This window comes from Micromonospora lupini str. Lupac 08, from assembly GCF_000297395.2.
In the GTDB taxonomy this organism is placed as follows: Bacteria; Actinomycetota; Actinomycetes; order Mycobacteriales; family Micromonosporaceae; genus Micromonospora; species Micromonospora lupini.
Genome location: NZ_HF570108.1, coordinates 150,407 through 176,442, shown reverse-complemented (window position 1 = coordinate 176,442; position 26,036 = coordinate 150,407). Strand labels below are relative to the sequence as shown.

The following is a 26,036-nucleotide window of genomic DNA, read 5'->3' as shown; positions in this document are numbered from 1 at the left end:
ACCGCGTCGGCGGCCGAGGTGACAACTGACCTCGGCGGCGACGGTCCGGCCGGCGGTGACGGTCCGGCCGGCGCTGGCGGCCGGACGCGCGTCGAGCTGCCCCGGACTGCCCGCGCCCGGCGCGCTGTACCGGCGGGCCGCGCTCGGCGCGCTGCCCGGGCTCGGTGGGCGGCGCGGGGCCGACCTGCCGGCTGTCGAGTTCACCGTGGCCGGGGTGCGGATCGACCGGGCGCACCTGGCCGACTACGACCGGGTCTGCGGGTTCCGGCTCACCGACCGGCTGCCCGCGACGTTCCCGCACGTCCTGGGCTTTCCGCTGACCCTGCGGCTGATGACCGCGCCGGGCTTTCCCATCCCGCTGACCGGCGTGGTGCACGTCGGCAACCGGATCACCACGCGCCGCCCGATCACCGCCGACGAGACCCTCGACTTCACGACGTACGCGGAGAACCTGCGTCCACACGACCGGGGGCGGCAGGTGGACGTGGTGCTTGTCGGCTCGGTCGACGGGGAGGAGGTGTGGCGCGGCGTCTCGACGTACCTGGGTCGGGAACGCAAGGCCGGTGCGGGGCGCGACCGGGGCGAACGTCCCGAGGCGCCGGCCGCCACGGCCCGCTGGCGGGTGGAACCCCGCGTCGGCACGGAGTACGCGCGGGTGTCCGGGGACCACAACCCGATCCACACCTCCCGGCTCGGAGCGCGACTGTTCGGCTTCCGCCGGCCGATCGCGCACGGCATGTGGAGCAAGGCGCGCTGCCTCGCGGCCCTGGAGACCCGGCTGCCGGACGCCTGCACCGTCGAGGTGGCGTTCAAGCTGCCCGTGCCGCTGCCGAGCACTGTCAACTTCACGCTCCTGCCGGACGGCGGGTTCGCCCTGCACGACTCGCGCGGCCGACCCCACCTGGCGGGTCTCCTGCGCTGACGAGCGCCCCTCTTGGCAGGGGCGCTCGCATGCGTTAAGTTGTTCTCACAGCGAGATGTTCTCAGAATGAGAGTGACACGATGAACGAGCAGGAGTTCCTGGCCGCGTACGACCCGCGGGACTACCCGTCGGTCGCCGTGACAGTCGACGTGGTGGCCCTGACGATCCGCGACGACGCGCTGCACCTGCTGCTGATCCGGCGCGGCGAGGCACCCTTCGCGGGGCACTGGGCGCTGCCCGGTGGGTTCGTCCGCCCCGACGAGGACCTGACCGCCGGCGCCCGACGGGAGCTGGCCGAGGAGACCGGGCTCGGCGGGGAGGGACTGCGGCGCGTACACCTGGAGCAGTTGGGCAGCTATGGCGCTCCCGACCGTGACCCGCGGATGCGTGTCGTCTCGATCGCCCACCTCGCGTTCGCACCCGACCTGCCCGATCCGGCCGCCGGCACCGACGCCGACGAGGCGATCTGGTTGCCGGTGACCGCGCTGACCAGCCGGCAGCTCGCCTTCGACCATGGCCGGATCATCGACGACGCGTTGGAGCGGGCCCGGTCCAAGCTGGAGTACACCCCGCTCGCCACGCGCTTCCTGGCCCCCGAGTTCACCATCAGCGAGCTGCGCGCCGTCTACGAGACGGTCTGGGGGCACCCGCTGCACGCCGGCAACTTCCACCGCAAGGTGCTCTCCGTCCCGGGCTTCGTGGAGAGCACGGGCGCCAGCACCGAGCGCGGTGGCGCCCGCGGCGGCCCGCGTGCCCGGCTCTACCGGGCCGGCGACGCCCGGCTGCTGCACCCGGCGCTGCTGCGCCCCGCCCGCGAGGAGACGGTGCGATGAGGGCGGCCGAGGCCATCGGCCTGGTCGCGGCGGCCCGCACCGACACCGACCTGTTCGGCGCGGACCAGCCGGCCCGCCGCTACCGCGAGCTGGTCGCGGCCCTGCACCCCGACCGACTGCCGGCCGACCCGGCGGTACGCGCCGAAGCCCTCGACGCGTTCGTTCACGTCACCACCCGGTGGCAGGCCCGGCGGGTCACCGTCCTCGGCGACTACCGCCTCGGCACACCGGCCCACTCGGGTGACCTGGCCGACCTCTACGACGTCGGTGCCGACCGGCTGCTCAAGCTCCCCCGACGGCCCACCGACAACGACCTGATGGCCCGCGAGGCACACGCGCTGCACACCATCGCCGAGCGCGGCGACCCGCGCTACCTGCCGTACGTGCCCCGGCTCGTCGACGAGTTCCCGCACCGCGACGCCGCCTCGGGCGCCGAGCGGCGGATCACCGTGCTCGCCACCGCACCCGGCCTTCACGACCTGGACGAGGTGCGGCGCGCGTACCCCGACGGGTTGGACGCCCGGGACGTGGCCTGGATGTGGCGGCGGCTGTTGGTGGTGCTCGGCCTGGCCCACCGTGCGGGCCTGGTGCACGGCGCGGTCCTGCCGCGGCACGTGCTGATCGAGCCGGACGCCCACGGCGTGGTGCTCGTCGACTGGTGCTTCTCCGCGGCCGTCGGCAGCACGGTCCCGGCGCTGGTGCCCGGCCAGGAGGACTGGTACCCGGAGGAGGTCACCAGGAAGCGGCCCGCCGGACCGGGGACCGACATCGCGATGGCCAGCCGGTGCATGAGCTGGCTGATGGGGCCGCGCGCACCCCGCGAGCTGCACGCCTTCGCGCGGGGCTGCCGGCAGCGATCCCTGGATGCCCGGCCGAACGACGCCTGGCAGCTGCTGCGCGAACTCGACCAGGTGCTGGACCGGCTCTACGGGCCACGCACCTTCCGACCCTTCACCCTCACCCCCTAAGGAGCTGTCATGGGCAGTGGAATCTGGTCCACCGACGTGTACGACGCCGCCGACCGCTACCGGCGCTCCACCGGCCGCAGCGCGTTCTCCTACAGCGACAGCGGAGCACGCACCGTGCACCCCGCGCTCGACCCCCGCGACGCGAGTCGCGAGAGCCGCGACTCCGACGAGCACCCGCAGTCGACACCCATCGCGGTGCTCTTCGACGTGACCGGCTCGATGCGCAGGGTGCCGCGCGCACTGCAGACCAAGCTGCCGCAGCTTCTCGGGCTGCTGCAACGGCAGGGCTACGCCAGCGACCCGCAGATCATGTTCGGCGCGATCGGCGACGCCACCTGCGACCGGGTGCCGTTGCAGGTAGGCCAGTTCGAGTCGGACAACCGGATGGACGACGACCTCGGCCGGATCGTGCTGGAGGGAGGTGGCGGCGGGCAGATGAGCGAGTCGTACGAGCTGGCCCTGTACTTCATGGCCCGGCACACCGTCACCGACAACTGGGAGAAGCGCGGCCGGCGCGGTTACCTGTTCATCATCGGCGACGAGTTGGCGTACCCGCAGGTGAAGGCCCGCGAGGTGGCCGGCCTGATCGGCGACGACCTGGGCGAGGACGTGCCGCTGCGGCAGGTCGTCGACGAGGTGACCCGCCGCTGGGACACCTACTATCTGCTCCCGGCCGGCAGCCACTACGCCGGCAACGCCACGGTGCTGGACTTCTGGCGGGACCTCCTCGGGCAGAACGCGGTCGTGCTCGACGACCTGGACGCCGTCTGCGAGACCATCGCGCTCACCATCGGCCTCGGCGAGCAGGCCATCGACCTGGACGAGGGCCTGCGCCACCTGGACCACACGGGTTCCAACGCCACCGGCACCGTGTCGAAGGCCCTGGCCCGCCTCGGCCGGGGACGACGGGCCGAGGTGTCGACGCTGCCGGCGTTCCGCGACACCACCGGCGGGGTGACGCGGCTGTGAGGCACGTGGCGGTGGTCGACCTCGGCTACGGCGACGCCGGCAAGGGCACGGTGGTGGACTGGCTCTGCGCCACCCGCCGGGTGCACACGGTGGTCCGCTTCAACGGGGGCGCGCAGGCGGCACACAACGTCGTGCTGCGCGACGGGCGGCACCACACGTTCGCGCAGTTCGGCGCGGGCACGTTCCATCCCGGTGTCGGTACGCACCTGTCCCGGCACGTGGTGGTGGACCCGCTGGCCCTGGCCGCCGAGGCCGACCATCTCGCCACGGTCGGGGTGCCCGACGCGCTCGACCGACTCACCGTCGACTCCGACGCGCTGCTCGCCACCCCGTACCACCGGGCCGCCAACCGGGCCCGGGAGATCGCCCGGGGAGCCGACCGGCACGGCTCCTGCGGGCTGGGGGTGGGCGAGGCCGTCTCGTACGGCCTCGCCCACCCCGACGACGCGCCCCGGGTCGCCGACTGTCGCAGCCCAGCGCTGCTGCGCCGCCGGCTGACCACCCTGCGGGACCGGCTGACCGCCGAGGTGGGCCCGCTGGACGCACCACCGGTCGAGGACTGCCTGCCCGCGTTCACCGGGTTCGCCGGGCGGGTCGCCATCGTCGACGGGACCTGGCTGGCCGGGGCGCTGCGCGCCGGGACCTGCGTGTTCGAGGGCGCGCAGGGGGTGCTGCTCGACGAGTGGCACGGCTTCCACCCGTACACGACGTGGAGCACCACCACGTTCGCCAACGTCGACAGGCTGCTCGCCGAGGCGGGCCAGCCTGGCGAAGCGACCCGGATCGGGGTGCTGCGGATCGTCACCACCCGACACGGCGCCGGCCCGCTGGTGACCGAGGACCCGGCGTTGCCGCTCGCCGACCCGCACAACCCGACGAACCCATGGCAGGGCCGGTTCCGGTTCGGCCACTTCGACGCGGTCGCCCACCGGTACGCAGTCGCCGCGGCCGGCGGCGTCGACGGCCTGGCGCTTACCCACCTCGACCTCGCCGGCCCCGACCTGCGGATCTGCCGCCGCTACGACACCACCGACCGCCTCACCCCAGGCCCACCCGGCGACCTGGACCGACAGGCCGCGCTCACCGCGCGCCTGCTGCGCTCCCGCCCGCTCTACGACGACCCGCCGCGCGACTGGGCCGAGGCCGTCGGCACGGAGCTGGACACCCCGATGGTGCTGACCTCACACGGCCCCACCGCCGACGACAAGACCCCGTGCGGTCCGCTGCTCGCCCCACCCGCCCTGGTGGACGCCGACTGACAACTCGGGGCCGTGATCCGGCGACTCGCCCACCGGGTAGGTCGCGCCCGGCAAGCATGGGGGCATGGACGCCCTGCTCGACCTCCTCCGTGGGACGGTCACGTCGCCGTGGGTCTATCTGGTGATCTTCGGGCTCACCGCGGTCGACGCATTCTTCCCCGCGGTGCCGGGCGAGGCTGCGGTGATCACCGCGGGGGTGCTCTCGGCGAGCGGGGGGCACCCCAGCCTGACCCTGGTGATCGTGACCGCCGCCACCGGCGCGCTGATCGGCGACCACGTCTCGTACGCCATCGGGCGGGGCGGGGGCGCCCGCCGACTGGCCCGCCTCCCCGACGGCAGCCGTCGGCGGGCCAGCTCCGAGTGGGCCCGCCGGGCCGTGGACCGGCGCGGCGGAATCATCCTGACCACCAGCCGGTACGTGCCGGGCGGGCGGACCGCCGTCACCCTCACCATGGGCGCGGTGCGCTATCCCCGCCGGTCATTCCTGCTGTACGACAGCATCGGCGCGGGCACCTGGGCGCTGTACTGCGGACTGCTCGGCTACTTCGGCGGGCTGGCTTTCGAACGCGACCCGGTGAAGGGCCTGCTGGTCGGGGTGGGAATCTCGGTGGTCGTCACGTTCGGGCTGGAGGGGATCCGGTGGCTACGCCGCAGGGCCCGCCGCCACGCCTCCTCCCGCCACTGACCCCGCACCCGTCACAGCAGGTCGGCGTCGTGTACCAGGATGGCCAACTGCACCCGGTTGCCCGCGTGGAGTTTCGCCAGCGCCCGGCTGACGTGTGCCTTCACGGTGGCCTCGCTCATCGTCAACCGCCGGGCGATCTCCGCGTTGCCGAGCCCGCGCGCCACCTCCCGGACGATCACCAGCTCCCGCTCGGTCAGCGACGCCAACCGCTCACGCGCCGCGTCCCGGCGGGCCGGACCACGCTCGGCGAACGAGCTGATCAGGCGCCGGGTCACCGTCGGGGCGAGCATGGCGTTCCCGGCGGCCACCGTACGGACGGCGGCGGCCAGCTCGCGGGGCGGGGTGTCCTTGAGCAGGAAGCCGACCGCGCCGGCCCGCAGAGCCCGGTGCACGTACTCGTCGAGGTCGAAGGTGGTCAACATGATCACCTTCGGGCCGGCGGCGACCACCTCGGGCGCGACTGTCAGCCCGTCGATGCCCGGCATCCGCACGTCGAGCAGCACCACGTCGGGGCGTAACCGTTGGGCCTGCTCCAGCGCGCCGGCGCCGTCGCCTGCCTCACCGACGACAGTGATGTCCTCCGCCGCTTCCAGGATCAACCGCAGCCCGGCGCGGACCAGTTGCTCGTCGTCCACCACCACCACCCGGATCACGCCGCGCCCGCCAGGGGGATCAGGGCCCGGACCAGGAAGCCGCCGTCCACCGGAGCCGCCTCCAACCGGCCGCCGAGCAGTTCCACCCGCTCACGCAGCCCGAGCAGCCCCTGCCCGGCACCCGGCAGCGTCGACCCGCCCTCGGACGGGCCGCTGCGGACCAGCACCTCCAGTCCGTCGGGCAGGTAGCGCAGGCAGACCGTCGTCTCGGCATCGGCCGCGTGCTTGCGCGCGTTGGTCAGCGCCTCACGAACCACCCGGTACGCGGTACGCCCCAGCGTCGCGGGTAGCGCCGCCGGCACGCCCTCGTCCTGCCGGGTCACCCGCAGCCCGGCGGCACGGGACTCCCCAATCAACTCGTCCACCGCGTCGAGCCCTCGCTCCGGCGTGACGGCCGGGCCGGCCTGCCGCAGCACACCCAGCACCTCACGCAGGTCGGTGAGCGCCTCCCGGCCGGTCGTCCGGATCAGCGCGGCGGCCTCGACGGTCCCCGGGTCCACGGCGGTCACCTCCAGCGCCCCGGCATGCACCACCATCAGCGAGACCCGGTGCGCCACCACGTCGTGCATCTCCCGGGCGATCCGGGTCCGCTCCTCGGCGCGGGCCCGGTCGGCGCGGGCCTCCTGCTCGCGTTCCAGCCGCTCGGCGCGGTCCCGGAGAGCGGCGAGCGTGTCCTGACGGGCCCGCACCCAGAGGCCGAAGACCAACGGCAGCCCGACCAGACAGGCGGCGAGCAGCAGCACGTTGCCGGAGGTGGCGGTGGTGATCCGGCGTACGCCACCCACCGCCAGCCCGACCAGCACCCCGCCGGCCAGCGCCACTGCCGCACCGGCGAGGTAGCCGGCGAGTTGGCGACCACGCAACCGCAGACCCGCCTGGTACGACGCCAGCACCCCGGCGGCCGATGCGGCGAGCACCAACCAGCCGACCGCCGCGGCCAGGAACAACGGCCAGCGACGGGTCCGGATCGTGCCGGCGGCCCACGCCGAACCCAGTGCGATCAGCAGTACGACCGCGCCCGGCAGCGGCGAGGGGACACCGATGTCACCTGTCGCGCTGGCCCAGACGGCCACGGCGACGACGACGGCGAGCAGCGGCGGGGCGTACCGCTGGACGATCCGCCGGAGCGCGACGGCGCTGGAGACCACGCACCGAGCCTAGGGCTCAGCCGACGGATCGGACCGCCGCGCGGCGTCGTACCCGGGTGCGGTGGGGGATGACCCCGACCCGCAGTCCGGGCCGGCCGCTACCTAAGTAGTGGCGCCCACCCGACCACTGGCCGATGTCGCGAGCTGCCGCCGACACCAGCATCGGGATCATGGATCTGCTCGACCTGCTGCACGACACGATGTCCTCGCCCTGGGTGTACCTGGCGATCTTCGCGGTCGCGGTGCTCGACGGCTTCTTCCCGGTGGTGCCGAGCGAGACGGCGGTGATCACCGCAGGGGTGTTCGCGGCCTCCGGAGCGCCGTACCTGCCGGCAGTGATCGTGGTGGCCGCCGCCGGGGCGCTGGTCGGCGACCACATCTCGTACGCCATCGGGCGGGGCGGTGGCACACGGCTGCTCGACCGGCTGCCGCCCGACGGTAGACGCCGAGCCGCCATCGATCGGGCCCGTCGGGGGATCGCCACCCGGGGCGGACTGATCCTCACCGTGGCCCGCTACATTCCGGGCGGCCGGACCGCGGCCACCCTCACCATGGGTGCGGTGCGCTATCCCCGGCGACGGTTCCTGGCCTTCGACGCGCTGGCCGCCAGCTCGTGGGGCCTCTACTCGGCGCTGGTCGGCTACGTCGGCGGGCTGGCCTTCGAGCAGGACCCGCTGCGTGGTCTCCTGCTCGGTCTGGGCCTCGCTCTGACCGTGACGGTGGTCGTCGAGGTGGTTCGTTGGCTCCGCAACCGCCGCCGGTCCGGCGAGCCGGGCAGCGACGCTGTCTCCGCGAGGGCGGTCAGTCGGTCGGCGGACGCCAGGTGACGCCGTGCAGGAGTTGGGCGGCACCGAGCCAGGCCACGTTCATCATCCGGGTGGCCGTCTTCTCCGGGTCGGCCTCCGGGTGGTCCGCGAGCCAGTCGGCAAGCGACTCGGTCGCGCCGACCAGGGCGTACGCGACGACCTCCAGGTCGATGGCGGCGATCTCGCGGCCCTCGGCGCGCAGCGCGTGGTCGAGCATTCCGGCGACCACCTCGACCAGCCGGGCCCGCATGGTGGCCAGCTCGCCGGCGAACGGTTGCTCGCCCCGGGCCTGCCGGTAGAGCACCGCCCAGCCGTCGCGGTGCGCGCCGACGAAGCCGAAGAACGCCCGCAGTCCACGCCAGAGCCGCTCGTCGGCCGGCAGGTCGGGGGCAGCGGCACCGGCGATGGCCTGCATCATCCGGGTGCCCTCCCGGTGCAGGCAGGCGACGAAGAGTTCCTCCTTGGTGCCGAGGTACGCGTACACCATGGGCTTGGAGATGCCGGCGTCCTCAGCGATCTCGTCCATGCTGGCAGCGTGGAAGCCGCGCCGGGAGAAGACCTTCACGGCAGCGTCGAGCATCTGCTGCTCGCGGACGGCGCGTGGCAGGCGCTTGAAGGCGGGGACACTGGACACCTTGCGAGCATACCTACTCGTGCGTAGGGTTACGCGCGAGTAGCCAAATCTTCCGGAAGGCACATCTCATGACTGACTTCGACCCGGCCACCTTCGCCAACGTCGGCCCCAAGGAGTTCGCCCAGCTGGTCAAGTCCACCCCGGACGACAAGATCGCCCAGGTGATGGCCGGCGACCTGCGCGGCAAGGTCCTCGGTGAGGTGTTCGGCCGGATGCCGTCGCTGTTCCGCGCGGACCGGGCCGGCTCCACCAACGCGGTGATCCACTGGATCATCACCGGTCGGCCGGACGGTGGCAGCGACACCTACGAGGTGGTCATCGCGGACGGCAAGTGCGAGGTGAACGAGACCCCGCAGCACGACCCGAAGCTGAGCCTGACCATGGGCCCGGTGGAGTTCCTGAAGATCGTCTCCGGTGGCGCCAACCCGGTGATGATGTTCATGACCGGCAAGCTCAAGGCGAAGGGCGACCTCGGCCTGGCCGCCAACATCGCCAACCTGTTCGACATCCCCAAGGCCTGACATGGCTGAGTTCTCGCTCGACCTGAACGAGGAACAGCGGGATCTACGCGACTGGGTGCACGGCTTCGCCGCCGAGGTCGTGCGCCCGGCCGCCGCCGAGTGGGACGAACGCGAGGACACCCCGTGGCCGGTGATCCAGGAGGCCGCCAAGGTCGGCCTCTACGGCTTCGAGTTCCTCGCCACCTGCTGGGCAGACCCGACCGGGCTCTCCCTGCCGATCGCCAGCGAGGAACTCTTCTGGGGTGACGCCGGCATCGGCCTGAGCATCTTCGGCACCTCGCTCGCCGTCGCCGCCATCTACGGCGCCGGCACCCCCGACCAGATGGTCGAGTGGGTGCCGCAGTGCTTCGGTGACGTCGACTCCCCGGCCGTCGCCGCGTTCTGCACCAGCGAACCCGAGGCCGGCTCCGACGTCGGCGCGATGCGCACCCGGGCCGTCTACGACGAGGCCACCGACGAGTGGGTGCTCAACGGCCAGAAGGCGTACGCCACCAACGGCGGCATCGCCGGAGTGCACGTGGTCACCGCCTCGGTCGACCCCACGCTCGGCTCCCGGGGGCAGGCGGCGTTCGTCGTACCGCCCGGCATCCCCGGCCTGGCCGCGACCCGCAAGCTGCGCAAGCTCGGCCTGCGCGCGTCACACACCGCCGACGTCTTCCTCGACGACGTACGTGTGCCCGGCCGCTGCCTGCTCGGCGGCAGGGACGCCCTCGACGAGCGGCTGGACCGCGCCCGCTCCGGGAAACGGGCCAGCGGACAGGCCGCGATGCGCACCTTCGAGCTGTCCCGACCCACTGTCGGCGCGCAGGCGCTCGGCGTGGCCCGGGCCGCCTACGAGTACGCCCTGGACTACGCGAAGGACCGGGTCCAGTTCGGTCGGCCGATCATCGAGAACCAGGCGGTCGCGTTCGCGCTTGCCGACATGCGGATGGAGATCGACGCGGCCCGGCTGCTGGTCTGGCGTGCCTCCTGGATGGGCCGCAACAACCGCCCGTTCACCGCTGGTGAGGGCTCGATGTCCAAGCTCAAGGCCGGCGAGGTGGCGGTGTCGGTCACCGAGAAGGCGGTGCAACTGCTCGGCGGGGCCGGCTTCCTCCGCGACCACCCCGTCGAACGCTGGTACCGCGACGCCAAGATCTACACCATTTTCGAGGGTACGTCCGAGATCCAGCGACTGGTCATCTCCCGGGCGATCTCCGGCATGCAGATCCGCTGACCGTAGGGCTGCAGAGCGAGGGCCGGATATTCCGGCCCTCGCTCTACCACTGGGTCGCGACGATAAGACCTAGGCGCCTAAACGCACCACTCCGGCCCCGGCGTGCATCCCTCGTCGACGAACCGGGCGGACGAGGCGCTGTCATTCTTGACATCACCCCCGAAATTGGCCCAACCGTACGGCTTGACCCGCTGCCACCGCCCGCCGTAGTTGTTGTGTTCGTAGACCCCCAGGTACTGATTGGTGTTGTTGAAGACGGAGGACGCCTGGTCATTGAGGTTCACACCGTTGTGGAACTTGTGGTCGGAGAAGTTGGCGACGCCACCGCCACCCTGGACCAGACCCGCAAGCGTGGCCGGGCTTCCGTGGCCGTCCTTGTCCTGGAAGAAGCACACCTGCCTGGCCGGGCACGCGTAGTCCGCCGAAGCGGGCGAAGAAATCGCGAAGAGGGAGCCGGTCACGGCTACGACGATTCCCGCCCCTACGGCAAGAGTACGCTTTTTCAACAGGTTCACCGAACCTCCAGATTTTCGGAATCGCTACTTGGGCGACGGCAGCGCTCGACGCCCTTTCCATCACAGGTCTTCGCTCACGAACATACGTGGGTGGTCTGGAAGAACTGTTTATGTTCACTGACCGGCTCCGGTTCGACCGAGGCAATCATGTGTCAATTCCCAACAATGGCAGCATTTCGCTTCCACATCGTTCGGTTCACGGCCAGGCGAGACTCGACTCGTGGTCACGCCGACCACGGCGGCCCGCGGGGCCGCCGGGCAGCGGATCCCACGATCCGTGCCGTCTTTGTCACCCCACGCCGACGCCGACTGGGCCTCCAGCCACGCCCAGTGCATGATCAAGGGACGACACCCTGACGGACGGGGGGATCGACTGCCCGTCCGCGTACCACCCCTAGGAGGTCTGCGGCATGGACCTGCCGTTCATTGTTGCCACGCTGACCCGTCGCGGGCTGCTCACGCCGGGCCGCCCGGTCCGGATCGCCTCGCAGCTCAACGCGTTGCGCACCTGGGGGTGGAGCCTCGCCGGCGAACTGCGTCAGGCAGCCGCCCGAGACCCCGGCCGACCGGCCATCATCGACGAGGACGGCGTCGAACTGACCTACCAGACGCTCCTCGACCGGGCCGAACGCATGGCCCGGTCGATGCGGTCCCGGCTCGGCGTGCAGGCCGGCGACCGGATCGGCGTGCTGTGCCGCAACCATCACGGACTGATCGAGACCATCGTCGCGGCGACCCTGCTCGGCGTCGACGCGGTCCTGGTCAACACCGGGCTCTCCGCCGCCCAACTGTCCACCGTCGCCGAGGAGCAGCGGCTGCGGCTGCTGGTGCACGACGACGAGTTCGCCGAACGGGTCCTCGGCCTCCCCGCCGAACTGCCCCGCCTCGACGAACGCGCTCGCGAGGAGCTGGTGGCCGGAGCGCTGCCCGGCGAGCTGCACCCGCCGGAGCGCGACGGCCGGATCATCGTGCTCACCTCGGGCACCACCGGCGCGCCCAAGGGCGCCCGCCGGCCCACACCCAGCGGTTTCGGGCCACTCGTGTCCATCATCGACCGCATCCCGCTGCACGCCAAGGACCGGGTGCTGATCGCCGCCCCGATCTTCCACACCTGGGGATTCGCCGCCCTCCAGGTGTGCTTCGCGCTGCGGGCCACCATCGTGCTGCACCGCCGCTTCGACCCGGCCGCGACACTCGCCGCGCTTGTGACACACCGCTGCGACGCGCTCTTCGCCGTACCCGTGATGCTCCAACGGCTGCTGGAAGTGCCCCCACCGAACCCGCGACCCCCGCTCAAGGTCGTCGCGGTCAGCGGATCGGCCCTGCCGGGTGGGCTCGCCCCCAAGTTCATGGACGTGTACGGAGACGTCCTCTACAACCTCTACGGCTCCACCGAGGTCTCCTGGGCGTCCATCGCCGGCCCCCCGGAGCTGCGCCAGGCACCCACCACGGCCGGCCGCCCGCCGCACGGCACCCGCCTGGAGATGCTCGACGACAACGGCCAGCCGGTCCCGGAAGGACGGGTCGGCCGCATCTTCGTCGGCAACGAGATGCTCTTCGAGGGCTACACCTCCGGTGCCAGCCGGGAGACCCGCGACGGCCTGCTCGACACCGGCGACCTCGGCCGGCTCAGCACCGACGGGCTGCTCTTCGTCGACGGCCGGGCCGACGACATGATCGTCTCCGGCGGCGAGAACGTCTTCCCGTCCGAGGTGGAGGACCTGCTCGCCCAACTACCGCAGGTACGCGAGGCGGCCGTGATCGGCGTACCCGATCCCGAGTACGGCCAGCGACTGGCCGCGTTCCTCGCCCTGCACCCCGGCGAGACCCTCGACCCCGAGGCGGTCCGGGAGTACGTCCGGCACTACCTGGCCCGGTTCTCCGTACCCCGGGACGTGGTCTTCGTGAAGTACCTGCCCCGCAACGCCACCGGCAAGGTGCTCAGCCGAGAGCTACGCCGCTACTACGGATAGAGGGTCAGACCCGGTGCCCGCGCCAGTTCGACGAGCTCCTGCGAGGTCAGCAGCGCCTCGGGGGCAGTCGACTCAGGTGCGCCGTCTTTCCCGTAGAGGAGGTTGCCCGCCCTGACTGTCACCGACGTGCCGTCCACCCGTAGAAGCTGCACCCAGCGCAAGATCCCGCCGGCCGGGTCCGTACTGGTGCTCAGCATCGCCACGCCGTCGTCGCCCAGCCCTCGCACCTCGCAGTTCCGGCTGTCGGGCGCCTCCGCGCAGTCCGCCTGCGCGTCGACCGACGTGGGGCGCAGAGACACGTCGAGATGGCTGCGCTGCCCATCGCGGGTAAGCGTCGCGATGGTCGTGTAGCTCCGGTACGGCGCCTGGTAAGTGAACTGCGGCTGATCACACTCGGGCACCGTCCCGGTCACCATGAGGTTCGTGGGCACGGTGGCGGCCAGAGCTACCCGCAGCGCCGTGGTCAACCGGGGTACGCCCACATCCGGCCGCTCCGTCGGGCGCACGCGCACCGTGTCGTACGTCTGCAGCGGCGGCTCCGGTCCGCTGGCGGACGGGTTCGGCACCGCGCAGAGCGATGCGCTGCCGCTTGGTCCGGAGCCCACCGACGGCAGGGTGAGGCCACCCGGTCCCGCCCCCGGACCGGCGACCAGGGTCGGCACCACCGCAATGGTCGCGACGGCGGCCGCCACCCCGGTGCCGGTCAGCGTCCAGACCCGGTGTCGACGACGCTGCCGGTCGGCAGCGATCAAGGCGTCCAGGTCGATCCGGGTCGGCGGCGACCCGGCCACTATCGCCCGGAATTGCTCGGTCAGCTCATCCATCGGTGCTTGCCTCCTCGAATCGGGTCGGCACGCCGACGAGGCGGCCACGCAGCGCCTCGATCGCTCGAGCCGACTGGCTCTTCACGGTGCCGGCGGTGCAGCCCAGCTCACGGGCTGTCTCCTCGACGGAAAGGTCGCAGAAGTAGCGCAGCACCAGTACCGCGCGACGACGCGGCGGCAGCTCGGCAAGGAGGGCCAGAATGGTCAACCGGTCGGCCGCCCCCTCGGTGGCCCCGGCCGGAATCGCGCGGTCCGGCACCTCGGCCCACGCCGCCTCCCGCCGCCACGGCCGGCGCCGCTCATCCAGCCAGACCCGCAGCAGTGTCCGCCGGACATAAGCGTCCGGGCTGTCCATGGCGGACACCCTGGGCCAGTGACGAAGCAGCTTGACCAGGGCCATCGACACCAGATCGTCCGCCGTGTGCCAGTCACCGCAGAGCAGGTACGCCGTGCGGCGCAGCGGTTCCAGCCGCGCACCGACGTAGTCGCGGTAACCATCGACGTCGACCCGCAACCCGCCACCCCCTCATCTCACCGCTCAAACGGAGGCGGGACGGGCGGGGGTTGCTCGGGATCAGCCGGGAATCGCGATCCGGCCGTCGATCGCGGCTGCGGCGATGTCGGTGCGGTGCTGCGAGCCGGCCAGCTCCACCCCGTCCACCAGCGCGTACGCCGCATCCCGGGCGGTCGCCAGGTCGGGGCCGGTGGCCGTACCGCAGAGGACCCGGCCGCCGGCGGACAGCAACGCGCCGTCGCCGGCCCGACGGGCGGTGCCCGCGTGGATGATGCCCGGCCGATCCGCGCCGGTGATCACGTGGCCGGTACGCGGCGCCGCCGGGTAGCCCTGCGCGGCGAGCACGACGGTGACCGCGCTGCCGTCCCGCCACCGCAGCGGCGGGTGCTCGGCAAGCGTGCCGGTGGCCGCCGCGTGCAACAGCCCACCCAGCGGGGTCTCCAGCAGGGCGAGCACGACCTGGGTCTCCGGGTCACCGAAGCGCGCGTTGAACTCGATCACCCGGGGGCCGGTAGCCGTCATCGCGAGGCCCACGTAGAGCAGACCCGCGAACGGGTTGCCCCGGCGGCGCATCTCCGCGAGGGTCGGGTGGACCACGTCGCGCATCACGTCGTCCACCAGGTCGGACGGGGCCCAGGGCAGCGGCGCGTACGCGCCCATGCCGCCCGTGTTCGGGCCGGTGTCACCGTCGCCGATCCGCTTGAAATCCTGTGCGGGCAGCAGCGGCAGCGCCGCCTCGCCGTCGGTGACCACGAAAAGGCTGACCTCGGGGCCGTCGAGGAACTCCTCGACCACGACCCGGCCGCACTCCGCGGCGTGCGCCAACGCGGCGGACCGGTCGTCGGTCACCACGACGCCCTTGCCGGCGGCGAGACCGTCGTCCTTCACCACGTACGGGGCGCCCAACTCGTCAAGCGCCCGCGCGGCGGTCTCCTCGTCCGTGCAGACGTACGCCCGGGCGGTCGGCACACCGGCGGCGGTCATGACGTCCTTGGCGAACGCCTTCGAGCCCTCCAACTGGGCGGCCTCGGCCGACGGGCCGAACACGGCGATGCCCTTGGCGCGTACGGCGTCGGCGACACCGGCGACGAGCGGCGCCTCCGGCCCGATCACCACCAGGTCAGCGGCGGTCTCCACCGCCAACGCGGCCACAGCGGCCGGATCGGAGGCGTTCACGGCCCGCACCTCGGCCACCGAGGCGATGCCCGGGTTACCGGGTGCCGCAATCAGGGCCGAAACAGCCGGATCGCCGGCCAACCCGAGCGCGAGCGCATGCTCCCGCCCGCCACCACCCACCAAAAGAACCCGCACACCGGCATCCTACTGTCCGCCCCACCCACCCTCGCGCATCGCGCCGGTGATCATGAGGTTGGCGGGCCTTCTAGTGATCCATCAGCCCGTCAACCTCATGATCGACGGGAGTGAGCGGCGGCGATCGCTGCGCGGACCGTGTGTGGGATGTACGCGGGATGGAGGGTGTCCTGCCAGGTGAAGCGAAGGATGGTCCAGCCGGCGTTGACCAGGCGGTTCTGTCGGCGACGGTCGGCGTAGGCCGCCTCCGGGGTGCCGTGGGCGTCCTGGCCGTCCGCTTCGGCGATCACCCTCGCGGCACGCCACCCCAGGTCGCCGACACCGAGCAGATATCCGTCGTCGTCGCGCACTTCCAATTGCAGCGCGTCCGGCGGGACTCCCCCATCGACGCATCGCAGCCGAGAACGCGTTTCCAGTGGCGACTGCGCCCGGCCATCCGCCTCGGCCAGGTACCCGCGTGCCGCGACCGCGCCGCGTCGACCTCGAATCAGCGCCGGAATGGTTGCCAGGCACTCGGTCGTGAGCAGTCCCCGGTTGAGCGCGGAGTCGAGTACCGCGACCGCCGGGTAGCGGCGCTCCCGAAGGATGATCTCGGTGACGGTCAGTCGCGGCTCTGTAGCGGCGATCCCGTTCACCCGGACCACCGCCTCTGGACGGTGTTCGAGTTGATGCAGCATGATCGCGGAGTCCGACGTCCGTGCCAGTTTCGCCGCCCTACCCGGCAGCGCTACATGGATTTCGTCCCGACGCGGCAGCCCGGCGATTCCGTGCAACTCAGCCGCGGTGCCGAACACCGCATGAGCGGCCGGACCCAGCGAGAGCACCGCGGCGCGGATACGACACTGACGAGTAGGCGGTCCGCCGTCCCGGGCCTGCGTCAGGTAGACCGCCCGAGCAAGTGGCCGCCAGCGACCTACGGCCACCAGATGATCGATGTCGTGCCGGCTGAATCCGGCTTTCAGCGCCTGCGCTCGAGTAATCAAGCCATCCTGACTGGCAGATATCGAGCGAATGAGGTCTGCACGATCCACCAGCCCACGCTGACCGCTCCAGCAAGCAACCACCATCCCTGTGGATAACCCTGTGGACAACAGCGCCCAACACCTGCGTGATCATGGGGTTGACGGGACCTTTGTAGATCGAATCCATCGTCAACCCCATGATCACCGGGGCGGTTCTCCGGGGGCCGGGGGGTGTGGGGGGTTAGGGGAGGAGGGGGTGTTGGACTACGTTTTCTTCTCGGCCTGGGCCTACGCCGATCACGCTCACCCTTGTGTTGCAGAGTTCCTCTACGCGGGCGATGTAGCGGCGGGCGTTCTCCGGCAGATCCTCGACGGTTCTCGCCTTGGTGATGTCCTCCCACCACCCGTCCAGCTCCTCGTAGATGGGCGTGGCGTGGTGGAAGTCCGTCTGGCTCATCGGCATGTCGTCGACCCGCTTGCCGTTGATCTCGTACCCGACGCAGATCGGCACCTTGGGCAGCCCGGTGAGCACGTCCAGCTTGGTGATGACCAGGTCGGTGACGCCGTTGAGGCGGCAGGCGTAGCGGGCCACCACCGCGTCGAACCACCCGCACCGGCGCTCCCGGCCGGTGGTGGTGCCGTACTCCGCACCGATCTTGCGCAGGTGCGCGCCGTTGGCGTCGAACAGCTCCGTCGGGAACGGCCCCGCGCCGACCCGGGTGGTGTACGCCTTGCTCACCGCGATCACCTTGTTGATCGCGGTCGGCGGGATGCCGGCACCCACGCAGGCGCCACCTGCGGTCGGGTTCGACGAGGTCACGAAGGGATACGTGCCGTGGTCCATGTCCAGCATGGTGGCCTGGGCGCCCTCCAGCAGCACCGTGTCGCCGCGGTCCAGGGCGTCCCAGAGCATCGCCCGGGTCTCCGCGATGTACGGCTTGAGCCGCTCCGCGTACGCCAGGTACTCCTCGACGGTCGCCTCGAGGTCGATCGCCTTGCGGTTGTAGACCTTGAACAGGATCTGGTTCTTCTCGCGCAGAGCGAGTTCCAGCTTCTTGCGCAGGATGCCCGGGTCGAGCAGGTCCTGCAGCCGGATGCCGATCCGGGCGACCTTGTCGCCGTACGCCGGGCCGATGCCCCGACCGGTCGTGCCGATGCGCGACGAGCCGAGATAACGCTCGATCACCCGGTCCAGGGCCCGGTGGTGCGGCATGATCAGGTGCGCGTCACCGGAGATCCGCAGCCGGGACACGTCCACGCCCCGCTCGGCGAGACCGTCGATCTCGGCGAGCAGCACCTTCGGGTCGACCACCACGCCGTTGCCGATGACGATCATCGCGCTCGGCGAGAGCGCCCCGGAGGGCATCAGGTGCAGCGCGTACTTCTGGCCGTCCGGGGTGATGACCGTGTGCCCGGCGTTGTTGCCGCCGGAGTAGCGCACGACGTAGTCGACCCGCTCACCCAGCAGGTCGGTAACCTTGCCCTTGCCCTCGTCGCCCCACTGAGCGCCGATGAGCACGATCGCTGGCATCTTTTCCGCCTCCAGAAGGCTCGGGTGCCAGGTGGCGACCGGTTGGCGAGCCCGGGGTGTCAGGTTAACAAGTAGTGACGGCGCGACCGGCAGGGGTCGCGTCGAGAGGCAGGAGGCTCCTTCCGTGTACGACGTGGTGCTGCTCACCCTCGCATCGGAGCGCGACGCTTCCGGGGGCTGCGGCAGCGGCGGGGCCTGCTGCGGCGGCGCGACCGGTGCCGGCGCCGCCCCGACGAGCCAGGCCGACACCGGCCAGGCCGACACCGATCAGGCCGGCACCAGCCAGGCCGACACCGAGCACTGCGCCACCGATCGGCCCCGGGTGCCGGTGCTGGCCTGCGCCGACGCGCTGACCGCCCGGGGTGCCCGGGTGCAGACGGTCACCGCCCGCTCGGACGCGGAGATCGACGCGGTGTTGGCCCAGCTCGACGGTCCGGCCCGCCCGGACGGTCTCACCTGGCCGGATTCGGACGGCAAGACCCGGCTGGTCGTCGCCACGGCGAGCGACGCGCAGTTGCGCGCCGTGCTGCGCCGGCTCGTCAAGCGGTACGCCCCGGCGCCGAGCAAGCGTCCCGCTGACCTGCGCGGTGACCGGACCCTGCCGGACCTGCCGCCGGTCGCCGTACTCCCTCTCGACCCGGCTCGCGGCGGCGCCCACCGGGACCTGGCCGCGCAGCTCGGGCTGCCCCGCGACCCGGCGGCCGTGGCCGCCGCCGTGTTGGACGGCGCGCCGCGCCGGCTGGACCTGCTGCGCAACGACGGCGGCTCGGTGACCCTGGACGGCGCCCTGCTCGGCGCCGCCGATGACGCCGGCCGCCCGCTGCACTGGCGCGCCCGGGTGGAGGTGGACGACGCCATCCTCACCGACGGCGACGAACCGCTGCTGGCCTGCGCGATCGGCAACGCCGGCGGCTACGCGTCGCTCGACGACGTGACGCTGCTGGCCGCTCCGGACCCGGCCGACGGCCAGGTCGAGGTCGCGGTGGCCGTCCCGGTGGTCGTCCGCTCGGCGCTGGGACGCAAGCGGGTACGCCTGGAGGTGCGGCGGGCCCGGGGACGGGCCGTGTCGGTGCTGCCCCGGGAGGGAAAGGTGCCCTATCTCGACGACGGCGTCGAGGGTGAGCTGACGCGCAAGCGCTCCTGGTGGATCGAACCGGGTGCCTGGGCGGTCTGGGTGGTCTGACCCCTGCTGCGCCGACCGGCCCCGGTCGTCCGGTGGGCCTATCCTCGCAGAAGGACTGGGGAGGAACCGTAATGGACAAGAACGCCGACCGGGCGCAGGTGCCCGGCCAGCAGCCGGTGCCGGAGCGGGACATCGAACCACTCTGGCCGCCGGATCCGGCCGAGCGGGGCGCGGGTGACGTGGTGCCGCCGTGGGCTGCGGTCGCCGAGCAGCGGAGCGTTCCGCCGCCGTCCACGCCGCCGTCGGCCATCTCGCCGCCGGTGGCCGCGCCGCCGACCGGCCGTCCGCCGGTTCCCGGGCAACCGGGGGCCGCAGCCCTGCCGCCGCCGTCTCCGTCGGACTACCCGTCCCTGACCGGGGCGGTGCCGCCGCCCAGCGGCTGGGGACCCACCGGCCCGAACGGGCCGGGCACGGGCTGGGCGCCGGCGCAGCCGAGCTGGCCGCCGGCGGACACGTCAGCCACTCCACAGGCGCCGCCCACTCCACCTGCCCCACCCGGGCCGGCCACTCCGCCTGGGCCGGCCACTCCGCCCCCGCCGCCCCTTCCGTCGACCGCACCGGTTCCGCCGGCGGTGGGCGCTCTCATCGGGCCGGGTAGCGACACGTTCCCGCCGGCCACCGGCACTACGGCGACCGGCACGGCGACGCCTGCGACCACCTCCGCGTGGGCGGGCACCGCGGCCGGCACGTCGGGCACCACGCCCGAAGCGACACGCACCACGATCGAAGCCACGGGCACCCCGACCGAAGTCACCACCAACGGGGCGACAGGCACCGGGACCGGAGCGACGGGCACCGGGACCGGGTTGACGGGCACCGGGACCGGAGCGGTGCCGGCGGAGCCCGGCCCGGGTCCGGTCGCCGACCCGCCGGTCGCGTCGGGCGGCGTCGACCTGGACCTGCCGTTCTCCCTGGACCGCCCGGCGGCAACAGCCGTGCCCACCGACCGGCCGACCACGCCAGGCCCGCCCGCAGCAGGCCCGGCGACGACAGGCCCCAGCACGGAAGGCCCGCCCACAGCAGGCCCGGCCACGACAGGACCCGCCACGCCAGGACCGGCCTTCGCAAGCCCCGCCACCGCAGGCCCCGCGACCGCAGGCCCGGCGTCGCACGGTGGCGGAGCAGCCGGTGTCGCGGAGGACGGTCCTGCCGTCGGCGCGGCGCGGCCGGCGACCGAGTCGCCCTGGGCGTATCCGCCGCAGCGGCCGGCCAACCCGACCCCGTCCGCCGAGGACCAGGCCGCCGTCACGCCGCCGATCCCCGCCCCGCCCGTTCCGCCACCGCCGCCCGCCGTCGACCAGGGCGCCGGCACGGGCCAGACGTACGCCGGCCAGACCTACGCCGGGCAGGTGTACTCGCCGACGGTCCCCGCTCAGCCCGGCCCGACACCGGCCGAGCCGCCGCAGCAGGGAGCGGTGCCGACCCCACCGCCGGGACCGTTCCCGCCGTCGCCGGGCTGGTATCCGCCGCCGTGGCAGCAGGGCGCGCCGGCGGTTCCACCGGCGCCGCCTCAGCAGTACCAGGAGACTGACCCGGTGGCGCGGGTGCCGGCCACCGGTTACCCGGATGCCACCTGGACGCCGGAGACCTCGGCCGCGCCGACGGCCGAGGACTTCGCCCGCCGCCGGCAGGTACGACCCGCCGACCCGGTGGCCACCATGGGCGTACGGGCGGTGGTCAACAAGATGGGTCTGGTCCGGCTCTCGCCGGGGCGGCACGAGCAGGAGCTCAAGCGGGACATCGAGATGGTGCGCCGCAACTTCGGCGGGCTGCGGCAGGTCACCGTGGTCAACCCGAAGGGCGGCGCCGGCAAGACGGTGGCGATCCTGCTACTGGCCATGACGTTCGGCCAGAAGCGCGGCGGCTACGTGCTGGCCTGGGACAACAACGAGACCCAGGGCACGCTCGGCATGCGGGCCCAGCAGGACTTCCACTCCCGCACGGTGCGGGACATGCTGCGCGATCTCGGGCAGTTCCAGGGCGCGCACGGTCGGGTCGGTGACCTGTCGCAGTACGTGCGCTCGCAGGGCGAGGGCATGTTCGACGTCCTTGCCTCGGACGAGTCGGCGACCGGTGGCGAGATGCTGACCGCCGCCGCGTTCGCCGAGATCCGCGAGGTGGTCAGCCGGTTCTACAAGCTGATCTTCGTGGACACCGGGAACAACGTCCGGGCGCAGAACTGGCAGGCGTCGATGGACGCCACCGACCAGCTCGTGGTCACCATGTCGGCCCGTAACGACTCGGCGGAGACGGCCGCCCGGATGCTCGACCACCTGGAGCAGAGCGGCCGGCAGCGGCTGGTCCGGCAGGCCGTGACCGTGGTGTCGATGCCGCCGTCGCGCAAGGAGATCGACCTTCCGGCCATCCAGGAGCACTTCGCGGCCCGGACCCGGGCGGTGCTGCTGGCGCCGTACGAGCGGCTCATCGACAGCGGCGAGCCGATCCGGTACGGCGGGCTCTCCTCAGCCACCCGCGACGCCTGGTTGAAGATCGCCGCCGCGGTCGCCGAAGGTTTGTAGCCCGCCGAGGGCCGGCCCGGCGTCGGGCCGGCCCTCGGGCCTGTTTCAGAAGAACTGGTCGGCCTGCGTCGGGCCCGGACGACGACCGACGGCGTTGCGGTTTCGTCCGGATACAACACCGGTATCCGGACGAAACCCCGCCTTGCCGGATCGCCGCCCGGACTCCGCCTCGGCTCGACCGCCCTTGTGAAACAGGCCCTGGGCCTGTTTCAGTTGCTGGCGAGCGCGTCCGCCGCGGCCGGGTCGCAGTCGCGTAGGAACTGGGCGCAGCGGGCCGCCTCGTCGGCCTCGCCGATCTCGTCGGCGGCCCGGGAGAGCACGTACAGGCAGCGGAGGAAGCCCCGGTTGGGCTCGTGCGACCACGGCACGGGCCCGTGGCCCTTCCAGCCGCTGCGGCGGAGCTGGTCCAGGCCACGGTGGTAGCCGGTGCGGGCGTACGCGTACCCCGTCACCACCTGGCCGGCCGCGAACGCCCGGGCCGCGAGCGCGCCCCAGGCCGCGCTGAAGGTCGGGAAGCGGGCCGCCACCTCGGCGAACGCCTCGTCGGTGCCGGCCTCCTGGGCGGCGGCCAGGGCGGCGTCGGCCTCGTCGTTCGCGGGCAGGAGGGTGGCCGGTGGCTCCGGCAAAAGGTTCTGCATCGCCCCATTCAACCCGCTGGACAGGGCGACACGCGAGCGGGTCGGCCGACGCGTTCCGCTGAACGGCTGAGGAGTTGGTCACGCCTGCGGCCTATGCCGCCGCCAGGTGTTTTCCACTACAACTAATGGTCCGGAGCCTCCCCAGGACCCGGTTACGCAGGAGCCCGGTGGCCACGACCACCGGGCTCCTGTCGCGTCCACCCCCGCCCGGGGTTTGGCCGACCCCGCCGAAGGGGCAGGATGGCCGGGTGCCGACCCCACCTCCCACCGACGTCATCGAACCGCACCTGCACGCCGACGAGATCCAGACCCGGGACGAGTTCGACAGGCAACTGGTCACCGGCCGCCTGACCGGGCTGACCGTGCAGGGGCTGCGCCTGGACCTCGCACCGGTGCCCGACCTGACCGGCGTCGAGGTCACCGGCACGCTCTTCGTCGGCTGCCGGTTCGCCTCCCGGGAGGTCGGTGCCGACCTGGTCCGACGCGGCGCGAACGTGGTGCCGCCGTTCTCCGGGCTGCCGTACCCGACCCAGCCGGCCCACCTCTACACCCCGGACGACCTGGCCGCCGGGTTCGCCGAGGGCGGGTTCGCCGGGATGTACGACACCCGGGTGTACGAGCACTACCGGGCGCACGGCGGGGCGCTGCCGGACGTGAAGGAGGCGCTCGGCCAGCGGCTGCACGACCACGGCGTGGACAACGCGCTCGCCGACGCCACCCGCGCCTGGCTGGGCGGGTACGGGCCGCAGTCGGTGGTCGGCATCATGGGCGGGCACGCGGTGCGGCGCGGCAGTCCGGCGTACCGGATGGCTGCCGTGCTGGGGTGGGAGCTGGCGCGGGCCGACCGCCTGGTGGTGACCGGCGGTGGTCCCGGGGTGATGGAGGCGGCGAACCTCGGCGCTTACCTGGCGGACCGGCCGGCGGCGGACCTGACCGCGGCGATCGACCTGCTGGCCACCGCGCCCGACTTCACCGACCACCACCGGTACACGGCCGTGGCGTTGACGGTCCGGCAGCGGTACGCGAATGTGCCCCGCCAGCGCGCGGGCGACGCCGGGTGGGCGCGGACCGGAGGGCTGGCCATCCCGACCTGGCTGTACGGACACGAGCCGGCGAACCTGTTCGCCGGGCGGATCGCCAAGTACTTCTCGAACGCCATCCGGGAGGACACGATCCTGCGGCTCGCCCGGGGCGGCATCGTCTTCGCGCCGGGACGGGCGGGCACGGTGCAGGAGGTGTTCCAGGCGGCGACCAAGACCTACTACGGCACCGACGGGGCCAGCGGCGCGTACATCTTCCTGGACCGCGACTACTGGACGCGGGAGTTGCCGGTCGAGGCGCTGCTGCGACCGCTGCTGGCGGCCTCCCCGTTCGGTGACCTGTCGTCGACGATCCACCTCACCGACGACGTCCGCGAGGCAGTACGCCTGTTGACGGCCTGACGGCGACGGCCGGCTCCCCGAGGGGAAGCCGGCCGTCGGTGGTACGTCGTTACTTGGTCATCGTGGTGCCGGTGGAGCGGAGGTCCTCGCACGCCTGGACGACCCGGGCGGCCAGGCCGGCCTCGGCGGCCTTGCCCCAGGCCCGCGGGTCGTACTGCTTCTTGTTGCCGACCTCGCCGTCGATCTTCAGCACGCCGTCGTAGTTGCGCAGCATGTGGTCGGCGACCGGCCGGGTGAAGGCGTACTGGGTGTCGGTGTCGATGTTCATCTTCACCACGCCGTAGTCGAGAGCCTCACGGATCTCGCTGAGCAGGGAGCCCGAGCCGCCGTGGAAGACCAGGCTGAGCGGCTTGTCCTTGCCGTACTTGGCGCCGACCGCCTCCTGGATCTGGTTGAGGATCTCCGGACGCAGCTTGACGTTGCCCGGCTTGTAGACGCCGTGCACGTTGCCGAAGGTCAGCGCCGCCATGTAGCGGCCCTTCTCGCCGAGACCGAGCGCCTCGACCATGGCCAGGCCGTCATCGGTGGTGGTGTAGAGCTTGTCGTTGATGGCGTTCTCGACGCCGTCCTCCTCGCCACCGACGACGCCGACCTCGATCTCGAGGACGATCTTGGCCTTGGCGGCCTCGTCGAGGAGCTGCGAGGCGATCTGCAGGTTCTCCGCCACCGGCACGGCCGACCCGTCCCACATGTGCGACTGGTACAGCGGCTGCTCGCCGCGCTTCACCCGCTCCTGCGAGATGCCCATCAGCGGACGCACGAACCCGTCCAGCTTGTCCTTCGGGCAGTGGTCGGTGTGCAGGGCGACGTTCACCGAGTACTTCTTGGCTACCTCGTGCGCGTACGCGGCGAACGCCACCGCGCCGGTGACCATGTCCTTGATAGAGGGACCGGACAGGTACTCGGCACCACCGGTGGAGACCTGGATGATGCCGTCGCTCTCCGCGTCGGCGAAGCCCTTGAGCGCCGCGTTCAGCGTCTGGGAGGAGGTCACGTTGATCGCGGGGTACGCGTACCGGCCAGCCTTGGCGCGGTCCAGCATCTCCGCGTAGGCCTCGGGGGAAGCGATGGGCATGTGATGCGCTCCTTACTTACCACTCTCGGCCGTGCTGGCCGCTGTTGTTCACTTGTGCGCCGGACCGCGCTGTCCTCCGCCCGGCAGTATCCCGCAGGTGTGGTGCGCAGGACCAACCGAGGGGGGTGTCAGCCGCTCACCGGCTGTCCAGACGGTCCGGCACGATGACGCTTATCAGCCAGGTGACCACTGTCATCACGATCGCTCCCCAGAACGCCGCCCAGAAGCCGTCCACCTGGAACGGCAGGTCGAGCCCTCGGGCGATCCGGTCGGTGAGCAGGAAGAGCAGCGCGTTGACCACAAGCGCGAACAGGCCCAGGGTCAGCAGGTAGAACACACAGCCGACCACCCGGATGATCGGCTTGAGCACCGCGTTGATCACGCCGAAGATGAGCGCCACCACGATCAGCGTGAGCACGGTGTTGCCACCGGAGCGGCCGTGCACGTCGACGCCGGGCACGATCAGCGTGGTCACCCACAACGCGACAGCGGTGATCGCCAGTCGGATGAGGAAGCCCACGGCACCATCCTGGCATCGGCTCGCGCCGTCACGGGCTGATTCGGCCGACTCGGCTTCCGCGCGGGACGCCGACGCAGCCCGTACGGTGGTGAGAATCGTGCCCCGAGAACCCGGGAGGGACCATGGGTCAGCCCGACGAGGACTTCACCCCCGGCGACCACCTCGCCGCGGACGAACGCGACCCCGAGGCGGAGCCGGCCGACGCGGTCGAGCAGGCCGCCGCGCTCGACCCCGTCGACGCCGACACCGAGCCGCAGCGCGGCCTGGAGGTCGACGACTGGGACGCGATGGAGCAGGCCCGGGTGGTCACCGCCGACGAGGACGACTACCGCTGACCCCGCCGCGCGGACGCCTGACCGTTGCGGCAGAGCAGTCCACCCTTTCGGTTCTTTAGACGAATATCGATAACCAGGGC

The 26,036-nt window shown here is 72.2% G+C and carries 25 protein-coding genes and 1 pseudogene; 14 read left to right on the top strand and 12 right to left on the bottom strand.

Going from position 1 to position 26,036, the window contains the following annotated elements:
- The first annotated feature begins 55 nt into the window (after positions 1–55).
- The 6 genes from MILUP08_RS36490 to MILUP08_RS01985 all read left to right on the top strand — a co-directional run bounded on the left by MILUP08_RS36490 (position 56) and on the right by MILUP08_RS01985 (position 5,636).
- Positions 56–922, top strand: a complete 867-nt coding sequence (locus MILUP08_RS36490) for a MaoC/PaaZ C-terminal domain-containing protein (protein ID WP_007454298.1) — start codon at positions 56–58, stop codon at positions 920–922.
- A gap of 80 nt (positions 923–1,002) precedes the next feature.
- Positions 1,003–1,755: an NUDIX hydrolase gene (locus tag MILUP08_RS02005; protein WP_007454296.1), complete on the top strand. Its 753-nt coding sequence runs from the start codon at positions 1,003–1,005 to the stop codon at positions 1,753–1,755.
- Positions 1,752–2,723: a protein kinase family protein gene (locus MILUP08_RS02000; protein WP_007454294.1), complete on the top strand. Its 972-nt coding sequence runs from the start codon at positions 1,752–1,754 to the stop codon at positions 2,721–2,723. The genes MILUP08_RS02005 and MILUP08_RS02000 overlap by 4 nt, the downstream gene beginning before the upstream one ends.
- A gap of 9 nt (positions 2,724–2,732) precedes the next feature.
- Positions 2,733–3,692: a hypothetical protein gene (locus tag MILUP08_RS01995; RefSeq protein WP_007454293.1), complete on the top strand. Its 960-nt coding sequence runs from the start codon at positions 2,733–2,735 to the stop codon at positions 3,690–3,692.
- Positions 3,689–4,951: an adenylosuccinate synthetase gene (locus MILUP08_RS01990; RefSeq protein WP_007454292.1), complete on the top strand. Its 1,263-nt coding sequence runs from the start codon at positions 3,689–3,691 to the stop codon at positions 4,949–4,951. Before MILUP08_RS01995 ends, MILUP08_RS01990 begins: the two co-directional genes overlap by 4 nt.
- Positions 4,952–5,015: 64 nt before the next feature.
- A complete protein-coding gene (locus tag MILUP08_RS01985; RefSeq protein WP_007454291.1) occupies positions 5,016–5,636 on the top strand; it encodes a DedA family protein in 621 nt (206 codons plus the stop codon).
- Between the two features lie 11 nt (positions 5,637–5,647).
- On the opposite strand, the gene MILUP08_RS01980 is transcribed toward MILUP08_RS01985, so the two are convergent.
- On the bottom strand, positions 5,648–6,289 hold the full coding sequence (locus MILUP08_RS01980; RefSeq protein ID WP_007454290.1) for a response regulator: 642 nt from the start codon (positions 6,287–6,289) through the stop codon (positions 5,648–5,650).
- Positions 6,286–7,437 (bottom strand): sensor histidine kinase, encoded by a 1,152-nt coding sequence (locus MILUP08_RS01975; protein ID WP_007454289.1) that lies wholly within the window; start codon positions 7,435–7,437, stop codon positions 6,286–6,288. The genes MILUP08_RS01980 and MILUP08_RS01975 overlap by 4 nt, the downstream gene beginning before the upstream one ends.
- 170 nt (positions 7,438–7,607) lie before the next feature.
- On the opposite strand from MILUP08_RS01975, the gene MILUP08_RS01970 reads away from it, so the two are divergent.
- Positions 7,608–8,264: a DedA family protein gene (locus tag MILUP08_RS01970; protein ID WP_193376561.1), complete on the top strand. Its 657-nt coding sequence runs from the start codon at positions 7,608–7,610 to the stop codon at positions 8,262–8,264.
- Here the strand turns inward: MILUP08_RS01970 and MILUP08_RS01965 are convergent.
- Positions 8,239–8,877, bottom strand: a complete 639-nt coding sequence (locus tag MILUP08_RS01965) for a TetR/AcrR family transcriptional regulator (protein ID WP_007454287.1) — start codon at positions 8,875–8,877, stop codon at positions 8,239–8,241. The two genes, MILUP08_RS01970 and MILUP08_RS01965, sit on opposite strands and share 26 nt — an antisense overlap.
- 68 nt (positions 8,878–8,945) lie before the next feature.
- Here MILUP08_RS01965 and MILUP08_RS01960 point away from each other — a divergent pair, with 68 nt between their 5' ends.
- Positions 8,946–9,398, top strand: coding sequence for an SCP2 sterol-binding domain-containing protein (locus MILUP08_RS01960; protein WP_007454286.1), 453 nt, complete (start codon positions 8,946–8,948; stop codon positions 9,396–9,398).
- A 1-nt stretch (position 9,399) separates the two neighbouring features.
- Positions 9,400–10,614, top strand: coding sequence for an acyl-CoA dehydrogenase family protein (locus MILUP08_RS01955; RefSeq protein ID WP_007454285.1), 1,215 nt, complete (start codon positions 9,400–9,402; stop codon positions 10,612–10,614).
- Positions 10,615–10,691: 77 nt separating this feature from the next.
- Here MILUP08_RS01955 and MILUP08_RS01950 read toward each other — a convergent pair whose 3' ends face one another.
- A complete protein-coding gene (locus MILUP08_RS01950; RefSeq protein ID WP_007454284.1) occupies positions 10,692–11,129 on the bottom strand; it encodes a peptidase inhibitor family I36 protein in 438 nt (145 codons plus the stop codon).
- A 410-nt stretch (positions 11,130–11,539) separates the two neighbouring features.
- Here MILUP08_RS01950 and MILUP08_RS01945 point away from each other — a divergent pair, with 410 nt between their 5' ends.
- Positions 11,540–13,102, top strand: coding sequence for an AMP-binding protein (locus MILUP08_RS01945; RefSeq protein WP_007454281.1), 1,563 nt, complete (start codon positions 11,540–11,542; stop codon positions 13,100–13,102).
- On the opposite strand, the gene MILUP08_RS01940 is transcribed toward MILUP08_RS01945, so the two are convergent.
- From MILUP08_RS01940 to MILUP08_RS01920, 5 genes are all read right to left on the bottom strand, one after another.
- Entirely contained in the window at positions 13,093–13,926 is an 834-nt protein-coding gene (locus MILUP08_RS01940; protein WP_007454279.1) for a hypothetical protein, read from the bottom strand. The genes MILUP08_RS01945 and MILUP08_RS01940 overlap by 10 nt on opposite strands.
- A complete protein-coding gene (locus MILUP08_RS01935) occupies positions 13,919–14,440 on the bottom strand; it encodes a SigE family RNA polymerase sigma factor (protein ID WP_007454277.1) in 522 nt (173 codons plus the stop codon). Before MILUP08_RS01935 ends, MILUP08_RS01940 begins: the two co-directional genes overlap by 8 nt.
- 60 nt (positions 14,441–14,500) lie before the next feature.
- Positions 14,501–15,751 (bottom strand): phosphoribosylamine--glycine ligase, encoded by a 1,251-nt coding sequence (gene purD, locus MILUP08_RS01930; protein WP_007454275.1) that lies wholly within the window; start codon positions 15,749–15,751, stop codon positions 14,501–14,503.
- A 95-nt stretch (positions 15,752–15,846) separates the two neighbouring features.
- Positions 15,847–16,782 (bottom strand): type IV toxin-antitoxin system AbiEi family antitoxin domain-containing protein, encoded by a 936-nt coding sequence (locus MILUP08_RS01925; RefSeq protein ID WP_237747022.1) that lies wholly within the window; start codon positions 16,780–16,782, stop codon positions 15,847–15,849.
- Positions 16,783–16,954: 172 nt separating this feature from the next.
- A complete protein-coding gene (locus MILUP08_RS01920; protein ID WP_007454271.1) occupies positions 16,955–18,244 on the bottom strand; it encodes an adenylosuccinate synthase in 1,290 nt (429 codons plus the stop codon).
- A gap of 124 nt (positions 18,245–18,368) precedes the next feature.
- Here MILUP08_RS01920 and MILUP08_RS01915 point away from each other — a divergent pair, with 124 nt between their 5' ends.
- Together MILUP08_RS01915 and MILUP08_RS37515 are read left to right on the top strand one after the other, a co-directional pair.
- On the top strand, positions 18,369–19,427 hold the full coding sequence (locus tag MILUP08_RS01915; RefSeq protein WP_007454269.1) for a diacylglycerol kinase family protein: 1,059 nt from the start codon (positions 18,369–18,371) through the stop codon (positions 19,425–19,427).
- A 1,352-nt stretch (positions 19,428–20,779) separates the two neighbouring features.
- Positions 20,780–21,946 (top strand): annotated as a pseudogene (locus tag MILUP08_RS37515) (MinD/ParA family ATP-binding protein); the annotation flags it as partial.
- Positions 21,947–22,155: 209 nt separating this feature from the next.
- On the opposite strand, the gene MILUP08_RS01905 reads toward MILUP08_RS37515, so the two are convergent.
- Entirely contained in the window at positions 22,156–22,584 is a 429-nt protein-coding gene (locus MILUP08_RS01905; RefSeq protein ID WP_007454265.1) for a DUF3151 domain-containing protein, read from the bottom strand.
- A 248-nt stretch (positions 22,585–22,832) separates the two neighbouring features.
- Here MILUP08_RS01905 and MILUP08_RS01900 point away from each other — a divergent pair, with 248 nt between their 5' ends.
- On the top strand, positions 22,833–24,026 hold the full coding sequence (locus tag MILUP08_RS01900) for an LOG family protein (protein ID WP_237747021.1): 1,194 nt from the start codon (positions 22,833–22,835) through the stop codon (positions 24,024–24,026).
- Between the two features lie 49 nt (positions 24,027–24,075).
- Here the strand turns inward: MILUP08_RS01900 and fbaA are convergent, their stop codons facing one another.
- Both fbaA and MILUP08_RS01890 read right to left on the bottom strand, forming a co-directional pair.
- A complete protein-coding gene (gene fbaA, locus MILUP08_RS01895; protein ID WP_007454263.1) occupies positions 24,076–25,101 on the bottom strand; it encodes a class II fructose-bisphosphate aldolase in 1,026 nt (341 codons plus the stop codon).
- Positions 25,102–25,237: 136 nt separating this feature from the next.
- Positions 25,238–25,621, bottom strand: a complete 384-nt coding sequence (locus MILUP08_RS01890; RefSeq protein WP_007454262.1) for a phage holin family protein — start codon at positions 25,619–25,621, stop codon at positions 25,238–25,240.
- 122 nt (positions 25,622–25,743) lie between these two features.
- On the opposite strand from MILUP08_RS01890, the gene MILUP08_RS01885 reads away from it, so the two are divergent.
- Positions 25,744–25,956, top strand: coding sequence for a hypothetical protein (locus MILUP08_RS01885; RefSeq protein WP_007454261.1), 213 nt, complete (start codon positions 25,744–25,746; stop codon positions 25,954–25,956).
- The last annotated feature ends 80 nt before the right edge of the window (positions 25,957–26,036 follow it).

Coding starts and splice junctions, on each gene's coding strand:
- MILUP08_RS01940 (WP_007454279.1), bottom strand. CDS start 13,926: ATGGATGAGCTGACCGAGCAATTCCGGGCGATAGTGGCCGGGTCGCCG.
- MILUP08_RS02000 (WP_007454294.1), top strand. CDS start 1,752: ATGAGGGCGGCCGAGGCCATCGGCCTGGTCGCGGCGGCCCGCACCGAC.
- MILUP08_RS01960 (WP_007454286.1), top strand. CDS start 8,946: ATGACTGACTTCGACCCGGCCACCTTCGCCAACGTCGGCCCCAAGGAG.
- MILUP08_RS02005 (WP_007454296.1), top strand. CDS start 1,003: ATGAACGAGCAGGAGTTCCTGGCCGCGTACGACCCGCGGGACTACCCG.
- MILUP08_RS01945 (WP_007454281.1), top strand. CDS start 11,540: ATGGACCTGCCGTTCATTGTTGCCACGCTGACCCGTCGCGGGCTGCTC.
- MILUP08_RS01920 (WP_007454271.1), bottom strand. CDS start 18,244: ATGCCAGCGATCGTGCTCATCGGCGCTCAGTGGGGCGACGAGGGCAAG.
- fbaA (WP_007454263.1), bottom strand. CDS start 25,101: ATGCCCATCGCTTCCCCCGAGGCCTACGCGGAGATGCTGGACCGCGCC.
- MILUP08_RS01905 (WP_007454265.1), bottom strand. CDS start 22,584: ATGCAGAACCTTTTGCCGGAGCCACCGGCCACCCTCCTGCCCGCGAAC.
- MILUP08_RS01985 (WP_007454291.1), top strand. CDS start 5,016: ATGGACGCCCTGCTCGACCTCCTCCGTGGGACGGTCACGTCGCCGTGG.
- MILUP08_RS01955 (WP_007454285.1), top strand. CDS start 9,400: ATGGCTGAGTTCTCGCTCGACCTGAACGAGGAACAGCGGGATCTACGC.
- MILUP08_RS01885 (WP_007454261.1), top strand. CDS start 25,744: ATGGGTCAGCCCGACGAGGACTTCACCCCCGGCGACCACCTCGCCGCG.
- MILUP08_RS01970 (WP_193376561.1), top strand. CDS start 7,608: ATGGATCTGCTCGACCTGCTGCACGACACGATGTCCTCGCCCTGGGTG.
- MILUP08_RS01995 (WP_007454293.1), top strand. CDS start 2,733: ATGGGCAGTGGAATCTGGTCCACCGACGTGTACGACGCCGCCGACCGC.